13 protein-coding genes are annotated in these 12,863 nt (G+C 70.7%); 11 read left to right on the top strand and 2 right to left on the bottom strand.

Annotation, left to right across the window (positions count from 1 at the left end; all coding sequences use genetic code 11):
• Positions 1 to 14: 14 nt before the first annotated feature.
• Positions 15 to 2,006, bottom strand: a complete 1,992-nt coding sequence (locus AB0I38_RS13135) for an ATP-dependent DNA helicase (RefSeq protein WP_358466381.1) — start codon at positions 2,004 to 2,006, stop codon at positions 15 to 17.
• Between the two features lie 379 nt (positions 2,007 to 2,385).
• Here AB0I38_RS13135 and AB0I38_RS13140 point away from each other — a divergent pair, with 379 nt between their 5' ends.
• Positions 2,386 to 3,315 (top strand): hypothetical protein, encoded by a 930-nt coding sequence (locus tag AB0I38_RS13140; protein WP_358466383.1) that lies wholly within the window; start codon positions 2,386 to 2,388, stop codon positions 3,313 to 3,315.
• Positions 3,316 to 3,352: 37 nt separating this feature from the next.
• Here the strand turns inward: AB0I38_RS13140 and AB0I38_RS13145 are convergent, their stop codons facing one another.
• On the bottom strand, positions 3,353 to 3,610 hold the full coding sequence (locus AB0I38_RS13145; protein ID WP_358466385.1) for a ubiquitin carboxyl-terminal hydrolase 14: 258 nt from the start codon (positions 3,608 to 3,610) through the stop codon (positions 3,353 to 3,355).
• 122 nt (positions 3,611 to 3,732) lie between these two features.
• On the opposite strand from AB0I38_RS13145, the gene AB0I38_RS13150 reads away from it, so the two are divergent.
• From AB0I38_RS13150 to AB0I38_RS13195, 10 genes are all read left to right on the top strand, one after another.
• The gene (locus AB0I38_RS13150) at positions 3,733 to 4,494 is read left to right on the top strand and encodes an ABC transporter ATP-binding protein (protein WP_189126466.1); all 762 of its coding nucleotides are present in this window, start codon (positions 3,733 to 3,735) and stop codon (positions 4,492 to 4,494) included.
• Positions 4,482 to 5,258, top strand: coding sequence for an ABC transporter ATP-binding protein (locus AB0I38_RS13155; protein ID WP_189126465.1), 777 nt, complete (start codon positions 4,482 to 4,484; stop codon positions 5,256 to 5,258). Before AB0I38_RS13150 ends, AB0I38_RS13155 begins: the two co-directional genes overlap by 13 nt.
• Complete coding sequence (locus tag AB0I38_RS13160; RefSeq protein ID WP_358466388.1) at positions 5,255 to 7,081, top strand: AMP-dependent synthetase/ligase; 1,827 nt, start codon at positions 5,255 to 5,257, stop codon at positions 7,079 to 7,081. The genes AB0I38_RS13155 and AB0I38_RS13160 overlap by 4 nt, the downstream gene beginning before the upstream one ends.
• Entirely contained in the window at positions 7,078 to 7,965 is an 888-nt protein-coding gene (locus AB0I38_RS13165) for a branched-chain amino acid ABC transporter permease (RefSeq protein WP_358466390.1), read from the top strand. The genes AB0I38_RS13160 and AB0I38_RS13165 overlap by 4 nt, the downstream gene beginning before the upstream one ends.
• Positions 7,962 to 9,104 (top strand): branched-chain amino acid ABC transporter permease, encoded by a 1,143-nt coding sequence (locus tag AB0I38_RS13170; protein WP_358466392.1) that lies wholly within the window; start codon positions 7,962 to 7,964, stop codon positions 9,102 to 9,104. Before AB0I38_RS13165 ends, AB0I38_RS13170 begins: the two co-directional genes overlap by 4 nt.
• A 13-nt stretch (positions 9,105 to 9,117) precedes the next feature.
• Complete coding sequence (locus AB0I38_RS13175; RefSeq protein ID WP_358466394.1) at positions 9,118 to 10,404, top strand: ABC transporter substrate-binding protein; 1,287 nt, start codon at positions 9,118 to 9,120, stop codon at positions 10,402 to 10,404.
• Positions 10,405 to 10,442: 38 nt separating this feature from the next.
• Positions 10,443 to 10,829 (top strand): hypothetical protein, encoded by a 387-nt coding sequence (locus AB0I38_RS13180; RefSeq protein ID WP_358466396.1) that lies wholly within the window; start codon positions 10,443 to 10,445, stop codon positions 10,827 to 10,829.
• Positions 10,830 to 10,875: 46 nt separating this feature from the next.
• Entirely contained in the window at positions 10,876 to 11,202 is a 327-nt protein-coding gene (locus AB0I38_RS13185; protein WP_358466398.1) for a YidH family protein, read from the top strand.
• 2 nt (positions 11,203 to 11,204) lie between these two features.
• A complete protein-coding gene (locus AB0I38_RS13190; protein ID WP_358466400.1) occupies positions 11,205 to 11,534 on the top strand; it encodes a YidH family protein in 330 nt (109 codons plus the stop codon).
• Between the two features lie 171 nt (positions 11,535 to 11,705).
• Positions 11,706 to 12,851 (top strand): ABC transporter substrate-binding protein, encoded by a 1,146-nt coding sequence (locus AB0I38_RS13195; protein ID WP_358466402.1) that lies wholly within the window; start codon positions 11,706 to 11,708, stop codon positions 12,849 to 12,851.
• Positions 12,852 to 12,863 lie beyond the last annotated feature (12 nt).

Here is a 12,863-nt window from a genome sequence, read left to right on the forward strand (position 1 = left end):
CCCGTACGGCCGGATCAGCTCTCGTCCGCCAGGCGCTTGAGCGCGGCGCGGGGGACGGCGGGGTCGGTGGTGCGCCAGAAGGGCGGTAGCGAGCCCAGCAGGAAGCCGCTGTAGCGGGCGGTCGCCAGGCGCGGGTCGAGCACCGCGATGACGCCCTTGTCGTGTTGTGACCGCAGCAGCCGGCCGGTGCCCTGGGCCAGGAGAAGCGCCGCGTGGTTGGCCGCGACCGTCATGAAGCCGTTGCCGCCCTTGGCCGCCACGTGCCGCTGCCGGGCCGAGGTGAGCGGGTCGTCGGGACGGGGGAACGGCACCCGGTCGATGATGACCAGGCGCAGCGACGGGCCGGGCACGTCGACGCCCTGCCAGAGCGACAGGGTGCCGAACAGGCAGGTCGCCTCGTCTTCGGCGAACTGCTTGACGAGCAGCATGGTCGAGTCGTCGCCCTGGCAGAGCAGCGGCACGTCGAGCCGGTCGCGCAGCGCCTCGGTGGCGGCCTTGGCGGCCCGCATGGAGGAGAACAGGCCCAGTGTGCGGCCGCCCGCGGCCTGGATCAGCTCGGTGATCTCGTCGAGGTAGGCCTGGGGGAGTCCGTCGCGGCCGGGCTGGGGCAGGTGCTTGGCGACGTAGAGGATGCCGGCCCGGGGATGGTCGAACGGCGAGCCGACGTCGATGCCCTGCCACTCGCCCTTGCCGAGCCCCCACTGCATGGCCATGCCGTCGAACGTGCCGCCCAGCGCCAGCGTGGCGGAGGTGAGCACGATGGTGCGGTCGCCGAAGAGCCGCTCGCGCAGCATGCCGCCGACGTTGAGCGGCGCGACGCGCAGCGTCGGCGGGCGCCGGTCGGTGCCGGAGTCGAGCCAGACCACCTCGGCCCGGTCGGCCTCGGTGGCGTGCCCGTAGGCCTCCAGCATGCGTACGGCGGTGTCGTGGACCTCGTCGAGCGCGGTGAACGCCGCCTTGCGCTGGCCCGCCTTGTCGGGGTCGTCCTTGTCGCCGCCGCGCGGCCCGAGAGCCGTGACGCAGCGGGCCGAGGTGTCACGCAGCAGCGCCAGCGTGAGCCCGAGCACCTCGGGCAGTTCGTCGACCCGGCCCGCCGGGGCGGCGGCCAGCAGCGCCTTGAGGTCTTCGCCGGCCTCCAGCAGCTGGTCGGCGATGGGCTGCTCGATCAGCCGGCCCACGCGGCGTACGGCCAGCGACACCGAGACGTCCGACAACTCGCCGGTCACCACCGAGGTGACCCGGTCGACCAGCTCGTGGGCCTCGTCGACGACCACGAGATCGTGCTCGGGCAGCACCGACATGTCGCTCATCGCGTCGATCGCGAGCAGCGCGTGGTTGGTGACGACCACGTCGACCTCGCCGGCCTTGGCCCGGGCCAGCTCGGCGAAGCACTCGGCGCCGCTCGGGCAGCGGGTGGCGCCGAGGCACTCCTGGGCGCTCACCGAGAACTGCCGCCAGGCCTGCTCGCTGACCCCGGGCACCAGCTCGTCGCGGTCGCCCGTCTCGGTCTCCTCCGCCCACTCCTGGATGCGCTGCACCATCCGCCCGGTCGCGCTGACCTCGCGCGGGTCGAACAGCTGGTCCTGCTCGTCCTCCTCGGGCCAGCCGGCGGTCGCCTTGTAGCGGCACAGGTAGTTGCGGCGGCCCTTGAGGATGGAGAACGACGGCTCGTGCGGCAGCTCCTTGGCCAGCGCCTCGGACAGCCGGGGCAGGTCGCGGTCGACCAGCTGGCGCTGCAGCGCGATGGTGGCGGTGGAGACCACGACCGTGGTGTCTGAGTCCATGGCGTGCCGGATCGAGGGCACCAGGTAGGCGAGCGACTTGCCGGTGCCGGTGCCCGCCTGGACCGCGAGATGCTCGTCTTCGTCGACGGCCCGCTGGACGGCCTTCGTCATCGTGATCTGGCCCTGGCGCTCGCTCCCTCCGAGAGCGTTGACCGCGGCGCTGAGCAGGTGTTCGACTGACGGGAGATGGGAGTCCGGCACGGCACTAAACGCTACCGGCATTCCGGGGTCGCCGCGCCGAACGCGGTGTGACGGGGCATACGCATCCCGGCGTTCCCGGACCCGGACCTCGGTTCGCGTGGCACACTGAACGACCGGAACTCCAACCTGTCCGTCTAGGAGCTTCCAGATGCGATCAGATGGACCCAAGATAAGGGTGGGGAGTCCGGTTAAGTAGGGTTTTCCGGGGTTGAGTGGACGAATAAAGGCTGGTTAAAGCAGTATGTCTGCCATGTCGGAAGTTGTCCCGTTGCCGTCGTTCGGTGAAGTGTTCTTCGATGCCAGAGGTCAGGAACGTTGCCTCCGGGTCACGTGGCATGAGGGCACACTCGTGCTCAGCCTGTGGCGTGGGGAGATGTGCACGGCCAGCTTCCGTATGCCGATGGACGACGTGGGGCGCCTGCTCGACACGCTCGACGACGGCTACGCGGAGGCCACGGGCGAGCAGCCGGCCGTGCCCGAGCACGATCCGGTGACCGAGGCGATCCCCGGCACCGGCCAGTATCACCGGCCCCCCGCCCATGGCCTGCTGCCCCCGCCGCCGCAGCACGACGAGCGGCCGACGACCGCGCCCAACGACGTGCTCGTCGCCAGGGGGCCGGCCCACCAGGACAAGCTGGTGGCCTCCTATCAGGAGCCGGTCGCGCCCCGCGACGCGCCGGCCCCGCAGTACGGCGAGCGGAGCCCCTTCAGCGGCCCGCAGTACGCCGATCCGCACACGGGCGAGCCCATCCCCGCCTACCGGGAGCCCGCCCGCGCGGAGCCGTTCTCCGGCCCCCAGTACGCCGAGCCCGACACCTTCGGCGGCCGGCCGTACACCCTGGACCCCGAGCCCTTCTCCGGCCCGCAGTACGTGGCCGGCGGCCACGAGTCCCAGCCCCACTACCAGTTGCCCGGCGGCCGCCCCGTGGCGCCGTCGACCGATCCGCTGGGCTTCCCCTCCCAGGCCGCCGAGCCCTACCCGGCGCCGCGCCAGGAGCGCCCCGCGCAGAGCGACTACGGCTACCAGCAGCAACCACCGCCCCCGCGCAACGTCCCGGGCACGGCGGGGATCGGCACCCCGATGCACGGCATCCCCGGCGCGGGCAGGCGCCAGGCCCCCGCTCCGCCGGCCGACCGCTACCCCGGCCAGGACGGCTACCAGGGTTACCAGCCTCAGATCGACCCCCTCGACCCGCTGGCGAGCCCGTATCCACGGGCCGGCGGCACGCCCGACATCTCGCGCCCGTACGTGGGCGACCCGATGTTCTCCACCGGCGAGCGGCTACGTCCCGACCAGTACGACGACCGCGACGATCGCCGCGACTGGTGAGCCGGGGCCGCTGACCTGGGGCAGGTGACCTGAGGCGTCAGGCCATCTGGGCGTGGACGAAGCACCACCGCCAGTTCTCGCCGGGCTCGAAGGACTCGATCACCGGATGGCCCACGGCCTGGAAGTGCTGCGTGGCGTGCTTGTTGGGTGACGAGTCGCAGCACCCGACATGACCGCACGCCAGGCAGCGACGCAGATGGACCCAGCCGCTTCCGCCGGCCAGGCACTCCTCACAGCCCTCCGGCGTCCGCGCGGGCGGGTCGTCGGCCTGGGCGAGATGCTCACAGATAGTCATGACGCGAATCCTAGAACCAGAATCGTGTTCCAATTTGGCCGGACCTCTTGCTCCACCACGTTCCAACGGTGGACATTGTGACCATCGGGGAGTGACGTAGGACACAATCCCGAGGAGCCGGCTTGCTTGAGGTTCGCAATCTCGAGGTTGTCTATGACGACGTGATGCTCGTGCTGCGCGGCGTGAGCCTCAAAGTCCCTCCGGGCTCGATCGTCGCGCTGCTGGGCGCGAACGGGGCCGGCAAGACGACCCTGCTGCGCGCGCTGTCGGGCCTGCTCGACGTGCACGACGGCGACATCACCAAGGGCTCCGTCACGCTCGAAGGCGAGCCCATCCACCAGCTTAAACCCGCCCAAATCGTACGGCGAGGCATCAGCCAGGTCATGGAGGGCCGGCGCATCCTGGCCGAGCTGACCGTCGAGGAGAACCTCAGAGTCGGCGGCCACACGGCGGGCACCTCGCATCTGGAGCGGGTCTACGACCTGTTCCCGTTGCTGCGCGAGCGGCGCAGGAGCGTGTCCGGCTACCTGTCGGGCGGCGAGCAGCAGATGCTGGCCGTCGGCCGCGCCCTCATGGCGGGCCCCCGCTACCTGTTGCTCGACGAGCCGAGCCTGGGCCTCGCCCCCGCGCTGGTCGCGCAGATCCGCGACCTCATCGTGGAGATCAACCGGCAGGGCACCACGGTCCTGCTCGTCGAGCAGAACGCCACGATGGCGCTGTCGATCGCCGGACACGGCTACGTGATGGAGACCGGCAAGATCGTCATGGACAAGCCGGCCGCCGAGCTGCTGGCCGACGAGGACATCAAGGAGTTCTACCTCGGAGCCGTCCGGTCCTTCCGGGAGGTCAAGCACTACAAGCGGAGGAAGCGATGGCTGTCGTGACCCCCGTGCTGACCTTCGAGGACGTGCGCCTCAGCTTCGCCGGCGTCAGGGCCATCGACGGCGTCACCTTCGACGTGGGCCCGGCCGAGCTGTTCGCGATCATCGGCCCCAACGGCGCGGGCAAGACCTCGATCTTCAACGTGCTGTCCGGCGTCTACCGGCCGGACAGCGGCCGGGTCGCCTTCCTCGGCGAGGACCTGCTGTCCAGGCGGCCGCACGAGATCGCCGCGATGGGGCTGGCCAGGACGTTCCAGAACGTCGAGCTCTTCCACAACCTGACCGTCCTGGACAACCTGATGCTCGGCCGTCACCATCACTTCCGCTACGGCGCGGCCGCCGCCGTGCTGTGGCTCGGCCGGGCCAGGCGAGAGGAGCTGGCCGCCCGCGCCCGGGTCGAGGACATCATCGACTTCCTGGAGCTGGAGGCCTGGCGCCGCCACCCCGTACGGCTGCTGCCGTACGGGGTCCAGAAGCGGGTGGAGCTGGGCCGGGCGCTGGCCATGGAGCCCCGGCTGCTGCTGCTCGACGAGCCGGTCGCCGGGATGAACCTGGAGGAGACCGAGGACATGGCCAGGTTCGTCCTGGACATCCGCGACGAGCTGGGCATCCCGATCGTGCTCGTCGACCACGACATGGGGCTGGTCATGGACCTGGCGGACCGGGTGCTGGTGCTCGACTTCGGCCGGCCCGTCGCGCTCGGCACCCCGGAGCGGGTGCAGCACGACCCCGAGGTCATCGAGGCGTACCTGGGAGGCACCGCTTGACCGCCACCATCGTCACCAGGGTGCGCGAACGCGCCCTGACCGTCCCCGCCGCCGTCGCGATGCGGCGCAAGGACCTGGGCATCTGGCAGGAGATCGGCTGGGCCGGCTACTGGGAGCAGGTCGAGCTGGTCGCGCACGCCCTGCTCGCGCTCGGCGTCGAGCCGGGCGACCGGGTGGCGGTCCACTCCGAGAACCGGCCCGAGTGGCTCTACGCCGACCTCGGCACGGTCGCGGTCAGGGGGATCACGGTCGGCCTCTACCCGACCAACCCGCCCGCCGAGGTCGCCTACCTGCTGACCGACTCGGGCGCGAAGATCCTCCTGGCCGAGGACCAGGAGCAGGTCGACAAGGCGCTGGCCGTGCTCGACGAGTGCCCCGCGCTCCGGCACATCGTCTACCTGGAGCCGCGCGGCATCCGGGGGCGCTACACCGACCCGCGGCTGATGTCCTGGCCCGAGCTGCTCGCGCTCGGCGCCGGACACCGATCGGCCCATCCCGGCGCGGTCGCCGCCCGGATGGACGAGGCCACGCCCGGCGACGTGATGACGCTGATCTACACCTCCGGCACCACCGGGCCGCCCAAGGGCGTGATGCTCACCGTGCGCAACGTCGAGTTCGCCGTGGAGACGCTGGTCACCGGCGGCGGGTTCACCTCACCGCCGCCCTCGGACCGCGACCTGACGGTGTCCTACCTGCCGCTCTGCCACGTGGCCGAACGGGCGTTCACCGTCTGGTTCAACGCCGCGTCCGGCGTGCAGGTGAACTTCGCCGAGTCGATCGACACCGTCCAGGCCAACCTGCGAGAGGTGCAGCCGACGATCCTGTTCGGCGTGCCGCGTATCTGGGAGAAGGTGCTCGCCCAGGTCAACATCAGGCAGGACGCCGCGACCCCGGTCAAGCGCGGCATGACCCGGTTCTGGCTGCGGGTGGCCGACCGGATCGGTGACACGCTGGTGCGCACCGGCGGCCGGCACACCACGCGCACCCGGCTGCTGTACGGGCTGGGCTGGGTGTTCTGCTACCGCGCGCTGCGCGAGCGGCTCGGCATGCGCCGCGTCCGCTACGCCGCCTCGGGCGCCGCGCCCATCGCGCCCGACGTGCTCAAGTTCTACATGGGGATCGGCGTCGCCATGCACGAGGTGTACGGCATGAGCGAGAACACCGCCGTCGCCACCGCCAACCGCCCCGGCAGGGTACGGCTGGGCACGGTCGGCGAGCCGCACCCCGGCACCGAGCTGCGCATCGACGAGCTCACCGGCGAGATCCTGACCAGGCATCCCGGCACCTTCGCCGGCTACTGGGGCAACCCCCGGGCCACGGCCGACGTCCTGGAGCCCGACGGCTGGCTGCACACCGGCGACGTGGGCGAGTTCGTCGACGGCGGTCACGTCCGGATCACCGACCGGATGAAGGACATCCTGATCACGGCCGGCGGCAAGAACGTCGCGCCCAGCCAGATCGAGAACGCGCTGAAGGCGTCGCCGTACCTGAAGGAGGCCGTCGTCGTCGGCGACCAGCGGCCCTACCTCGTCGCGCTGATCGGCATCGAGCCCGACACGGTGGGGGAGTGGGCGCGGCGGCGCGGCATCACCTACACCACCTACCGCGACCTGTCGGACAAGCCCGAGACGCGCGAGCTGGTGCGCGGCATCGTCGACGAGGTGAACGAGCGGTTCGCCCGGGTCGAGCAGGTCAGGCGGTTCGCGTTCCTGCCGAAGGAGCTCGACCACGAGGACGGCGAGCTGACCGCCACCCAGAAGGTCAAGCGCGCGGCCATCGCCAAGCTGTTCGAGGACCTGGTCGAAGGGATGTACACCCGGTGACGGGCCTCCTGGAGTCGCTGATCCGCGGGCTGGGCAACGGCTCGGTGTACGCGCTGCTCGCGCTCGGCTTCGTGATCATCTACAAGGCGACCCGGGTGATCAGCTTCGCGCAGCCGGCGCTGATGCTGGCCGGGGCGGTCGCGGTCAGCTACCTGGCCGAGGTGACCGGCTTCTACGCCGCCGTGCTGCTGGCCGCGCTGCTCATCGCCGGGGTGGCGCTGGTGATCGAGCGGATCGCGATCAGGCCCATGGTGGGGCGGCCGGTGTTCGTCGTGGCCATCATCACGCTCGGCATCGACGTGGTCGTCCGGGTGGTGGTCAACGGTTTCATCGGCCGGGACGTGCGCCAGGTGGGCGACCCGTGGGGGTTCGCGCAGGTGTCGCTCGGGCCGCTGGTGGTGCAGCAACGCTGGCTGGCGATGCTCCTGGTGACGGCCGTGCTGGTGACGCTGCTGTTCGCGTTCTTCCGCTACACCAGGTACGGCCTGGCGATGCGGGCGGCGGCGTTCGACCAGGAGACGGCGCTCGCGCAGGGCGTGTCGGTGGGCATGGTGTTCGCGCTGTCGTGGGGGCTGGCCGGGTTCCTGGCCGCGATCGCCGGCATGTTCGTCGGCACCGGGCAGGGCATCGAGCAGCTGACCTGGGTGATCGCGCTCAAGGCGCTGCCCGCGATCATCGTCGGCGGGCTCGACTCGCTGGGCGGCGCCGTCGTCGGCGGGCTGGCCGTCGGGGTGGTCGAGTCGCTGTTCCAGTCCTACCAGGGCGAGTTCGCGCCGTGGCTGGGGCAGAACTTCGCGGTGGTCACGCCGTACGTGGTGATGCTGGTCGTGCTGCTGGTCAGGCCGTACGGGCTGTTCGGCACCAGGGAGGTCGAACGGGTATGACGGCTCCTCCTGGCCTCTCGGGCGGCCGGTCCCGGCGGGTGCGCGGCCGGCCGCTGCTCTACACCTCCTACGCCCAGGACATGGCGCTGCTCGACACCCGCGCCAAGCGGGTCTGGACCGGGCTGCTGGTCCTGCTCGCGTTCGCCGTCTCCGTGGTGCTGGCCGACCGCTCGCTGGAGATGCTGGCCGTCGCGTACGCGCTGGCCATCGGGGCGATCGGGCTGAACATCGTCACCGGCTACGCGGGGCAGGTGTCGCTCGGGCACGCGTTCTTCGTGGCGATCGGCGCCTACACCGCCGCCGCGCTGTCCGGGCCGCCCGGCGGCGACACCCTCGGGTACGGCCTGGCCGAGATCTGGATTTGGCTGCCCGCGGCCGGGCTCGTCGCCGCGGTGGCCGGAGTGCTGGTCGCGCCGCTCGCCACCCGGCTGCGCGGCCTCTACCTGGCCATCGTCACGCTCGGCCTGGTCTTCCTCGGCGAGCACGTCTTCAAGGAGTGGAAGGAGCTCACCGGCGGGCCGGGCGTCGGGCGGGAGGCGGCGATCCCGCAGCTGTTCGGCTACCGGCTCGACCAGGACGGGCCGCTCGGCACCAAGGAGCAGGTCCTCTACCTGCTGATGCTGTCGCTGCTCGTCGTCTTCGCCGTCGCGGCCCGCAACCTGGCCCGCTCGCGCGTGGGCCGGGCCTTCGCCGCGATCCGCGACCGCGACATCGCCGCCGAGGTCATCGGGGTGCCGCTGACCCGCTACAAGGTGCTGGCGTTCGGCATCTCGTCGTTCTACGCGGGCTGCGCGGGCGGCCTGCTCTACTGCGTCTCCGGGTACGTCGAGCCGGGCTCGTTCAACCTGCTGCTGTCGGTGCAGTTCATCGCGATGGTGCTGATCGGCGGCGTCGCCACCGTCTCGGGGGCGATCGCGGGCGCGCTGTTCATCTCGCTGCTGCAGCCGGTGACCAGGGCGCTACCCGCGCTGGTGCCGGTCATCAGCGGCGACACCACCCAGACGCCCAACGTGTTCCAGGTCGAGACCGTGCTGTACGGCCTGCTGATCGTGTTGTTCCTCGTCTTCGAGCCGCGCGGGCTGTTCGGTCTCTGGGTTCGCGCGCGCAATTACTGGAAGTCGTGGCCGTTCTCCTACTAGAGAGGGATTTATCATGAAGAGTCGCTATGTGGTGATAACCGCCGCTGTAGTGACCCTTCTGTCCGCATGCGGCGTCATCCGGGGGGACGACGAGGGCAGCAAGGGCGCCCAGACGACAGGGGTCACGAGTGAACCCTGTCCCTCCGCGGTCGACAGTAAAAAAGGGTGCATCTACCTCGGCAGCATCTCCGACCTGACCGCCGGCCCGTTCGCGGCGCTGGCCGTGCCGATCACCGAGGCCCAGAAGGCGTTCTGGGCCCGGGTCAACAAGGCGGGCGGCATCGGCGGCAAGTACGAGGTGGACGTCACCAAGTTCGTCCGCGACAACAAGTACAACCCCGAGGTGCACCGCCAGGTCTACAACGAGATGAAGGACCAGGTGCTCGGCCTCGCCCAGACCCTCGGCTCACCCACGACCGCCGCCATCATCGCCGACCTGAAGGCCAACAGCGTCGTCGCGGCCCCGGCCTCCTGGACCTCGGCCTGGGAGTTCGAGGACGTGATCATCGAGACCGGCGCCAACTACTGCGTCGAGGCCATGAACTCGGTGGACTACGCGATGGAGGCGTACAAACCGAAGAGCGTGATGGCCGTGCACCTGGCCGGCGACTACGGAGCCGACGCGGCGGCCGGCGCGAAGATCGCGGCGGAGAAGAACGGGCTCACGTTCACCGCCGTGGAAACGCCCTCGGGCGCCACCGAGCAGGGCCGCGCGATCACCGAGATCACCAAGAACAAGCCCGACCTGGTCATCCTGACCACCGGTCCCGCCGACGCGGCCACCATCGTCGGCCAGGCCGCCGCCGCCGGATACAAGGGCCGCTTCATCGGCACCGGCCCGACCTGGAACCCCGCCCTGCTCAAGTCGCCCGCCGCCCCCGCGCTGAAGGCCCTGTACGAGCAGTCGGCCCCCGGCAAGTCGTGGGCCGCCGACACCCCGGGCCACCAGGCCATGCGCGACTCACTGCCCGGCGTCACCCCCAACGACGGCTACACCTCGGGCTGGGCGTGGGCATACCCGCTGAAGGCGGCGCTGGACGCGATGGTCGCCGGCGGTGACGTCAGCCGCAAGGGCCTGCTCGCGGCCGTCAAGTCGCTCAAGACCGTCGACTACGAAGGGATGCTGCCGCCCGAGGCCGGAAACTACGCCGACGACCCCAACACGGCCACGTTCCGGCAGACCCTGATCAACAAGGTCGACGACCAGGTGCCCACCGGCGTCTCCATGGCCAAGGACTTCTTCGTCGGGCCGACCGCCAAGGACTACACCTTCGACGGCCCCTGTTTCGCCAAGCTCTAGCCACGTGCGGGGCACGAACGGTTGGGTAGGGTCGCGGTATGCACCCCCTCAAGAGCCGCCTCGTGCCCCTCGCCGCCTTCGCCGCGTTCGTGCTCGCCGCCGGATGCGCTGAGGTCAACTCCACGATCGACAAGACCCAGGCCTGCCTGGAGGCACCCAAGATCGTCGCTGATCTGGGTGCCGAGATCACCAAGCTCAAGGACGATCCGCAGGCCCTGGAGAAGGCCCTCGACGACGCCGCGGGCAAGCTCAACGGCGTCGCCGACAAGGCCGCCAATACCACGCTCAAGGAGGCCAGCGACAGCCTGGCGAGCACGCTGGCCGGCATCAACGTCACGGACGTCAACGGCGCCGTCGACGCGATCCAGAAGGTCGGCACCGACTCGGCCGCCTACCTGGAGAAAGTCGCCCAGGCCTGTAGCTGAACCCCGGCTTCTCTAGGGGGAATATGGGCGAACTAGCGTTGAGTTCATGGAGCCGGATCCCCGTTTCACGCTCGCCAACGAGCGCACCTACCTGACCTGGCTCAGCACCGCTCTGGCACTCAGCGCGGGCGGCATCGCCATGGCGGCGGTGCCCGAGGACGTGTTCGTCCCGTGGGTGCGCACCGCCCTGGCGGTCGTGCTGGTCACGCTGTCCGCGCTGGCCGCCGGCATGGCCTATCCCCGCTGGCGCAACATCCAGCGCGCGCTGCGCGCCCAGGCACCGCTCCCGCCGCCTGCCCTGGCGGCCGTCTTCGGCTACGGAGTGGCGCTGGTCGCGGTGATCGCCCTGGTCCTGATCCTGCTCTCGGTCTGACGATGTCCCGCGAGATCTGGGACTCCGGGCTGCAGAACGAGCGCACCCGGCTGGCCTGGGTGCGCACCGCCGTGATGCTGTCCACCGGCGGGCTCGCCGCCACCGGCCTGTCGGTCCAGCACGGCCTGGCCCCGCCGGCCGCCGTGGGCTTCGCGCTGGCCGCGCTCTGCGGTGGCTTCCTGCTGCTGCGGACCGGCGTACGCTACCGGCGCGTTCAGGAGGCGCTGCACGGCGGCCGGCCTCTCGAAGGCGGCCTGGACGCGCTGCTCGCCTGGCTCGGCACGCTGAGCGCGGTGGCCGGGGCGGTCGTCTTCGTGATCACCGTCCGTTAGTTCCCTCGAAGAGCCCCTCGTGCTCGATCGGCGGCGCGAGGGCGGGCTGACGGCCACGGGCCGGGGCGCCGAAGCCGGCCATGCGCGGCTCGGCTACTCTCGGCGCCACTGACGATCATTCCGCGATCCGGGCAACCTGCCACCGAATCGTCAATGGGGAGACACCAACGCATGCACACGCCACCATCGCCACCATCGCCACCTGGAGCGGAGCGGACTGACGGATCATCGGTCCGGATCGGCGCTCTCGTTCCGCTGACTCGGCCTGGCTGGGTCGAGGCAGGCCGGCACTTGCTCGCCGGACTCGAACTGGCCGTTCGCGAAGTCAATGACGCCGGCGGGATCGCCGGAAGACCACTCGAACTAGTGGTCCGAGACACCGCGGCTGATCCACAGAGGGCCGCGGCGGCCGTGGACGAACTGGCTCGCCTGGGCGTGGCCGCCGTGGCGGGGGAGTATCACAGCGTCGTCGCTCGTGCCGCCGCCGCCAGGGCCGACGCCCTCGGCCTGCCGTTCCTCTGCTCATCGGCGGTTCTCGACGCGCTCACCGAACAGCCAACGGAATGGGTTGCGCGCCTCGCCCCGGCGCAGTCCCACGGCTGGCAGATCTACGCGGACTTCCTCCTCGGCGCGGGCCACAGCCGGATCGCCGTGGCAGCCGAGCCGAGCGTCTACTGGGCGTCCGGGGCTCGCATTCTGCGGGACTACCTCACTCCACGCGGCGGCACCCTCATCGAACTCGACATGCGCGCGCTCACCCCCGCGGCCGTGTGCGACGAACTCGCCGGCAATCGCGCGACAGCCCTCCTTCTTCTGGTCGGCCACCCGGAGCCGGCAGTGTCCATCGTCAAGTCCGTCCGCAACGACCGGCGCCTCGCCGAGATCATGATCGGTGCTCCGGCCGGGCAACCGGAGTTCGCCGAATGGGCGACGGCGCTGGGCGACGACGGCGCCGCGATCCCGTTCTTGCGCTACCTGCCCGAGCGTCTCAGCCCACTCGGTGCCCGAGTCGAGACCGCCCTTCGTGAACGGCTGGCCGAAGCGCCCTCCTTCGTCGCCTTCGAGGGCTACGACGCGGTCGCCGTCCTCGCCGATGTGCTGCGTTCTCACGGCGTGGAGCGGGCGCGCACCGCCGAATCCTGGTCGCGCGTCGCGGTCGAAGGCACCCGCGGGCAGATCCGGTTCTCCCGCATGCCGGGCATCAGCGTTTGGCAATGGGCTTGGACGCCGATCCAAGTCGTTGACCGAGATCCGGCGGAACCCGATCGCTTCCGGATCCTGCACGCCACGGACCGCGTCGCCGGCGACGCCTTCTGACCGGACGGTGAC

Source organism: Nonomuraea cavernae (genome assembly GCF_040655715.1).
GTDB classification, from domain to species: Bacteria; Actinomycetota; Actinomycetes; order Streptosporangiales; family Streptosporangiaceae; genus Nonomuraea; species Nonomuraea cavernae_A.

Excerpts from the sequence above, each read along its gene's own strand:
- AB0I38_RS13195 (WP_358466402.1), top strand. The coding sequence starts at position 11,706 with ATGCACACGCCACCATCGCCACCATCGCCACCTGGAGCGGAGCGGACT.
- AB0I38_RS13190 (WP_358466400.1), top strand. The coding sequence starts at position 11,205 with ATGTCCCGCGAGATCTGGGACTCCGGGCTGCAGAACGAGCGCACCCGG.
- AB0I38_RS13185 (WP_358466398.1), top strand. The coding sequence starts at position 10,876 with ATGGAGCCGGATCCCCGTTTCACGCTCGCCAACGAGCGCACCTACCTG.
- AB0I38_RS13170 (WP_358466392.1), top strand. The coding sequence starts at position 7,962 with ATGACGGCTCCTCCTGGCCTCTCGGGCGGCCGGTCCCGGCGGGTGCGC.
- AB0I38_RS13180 (WP_358466396.1), top strand. The coding sequence starts at position 10,443 with ATGCACCCCCTCAAGAGCCGCCTCGTGCCCCTCGCCGCCTTCGCCGCG.
- AB0I38_RS13135 (WP_358466381.1), bottom strand. The coding sequence starts at position 2,006 with ATGCCGGTAGCGTTTAGTGCCGTGCCGGACTCCCATCTCCCGTCAGTC.
- AB0I38_RS13155 (WP_189126465.1), top strand. The coding sequence starts at position 4,482 with ATGGCTGTCGTGACCCCCGTGCTGACCTTCGAGGACGTGCGCCTCAGC.
- AB0I38_RS13175 (WP_358466394.1), top strand. The coding sequence starts at position 9,118 with ATGAAGAGTCGCTATGTGGTGATAACCGCCGCTGTAGTGACCCTTCTG.
- AB0I38_RS13145 (WP_358466385.1), bottom strand. The coding sequence starts at position 3,610 with ATGACTATCTGTGAGCATCTCGCCCAGGCCGACGACCCGCCCGCGCGG.
- AB0I38_RS13140 (WP_358466383.1), top strand. The coding sequence starts at position 2,386 with ATGGACGACGTGGGGCGCCTGCTCGACACGCTCGACGACGGCTACGCG.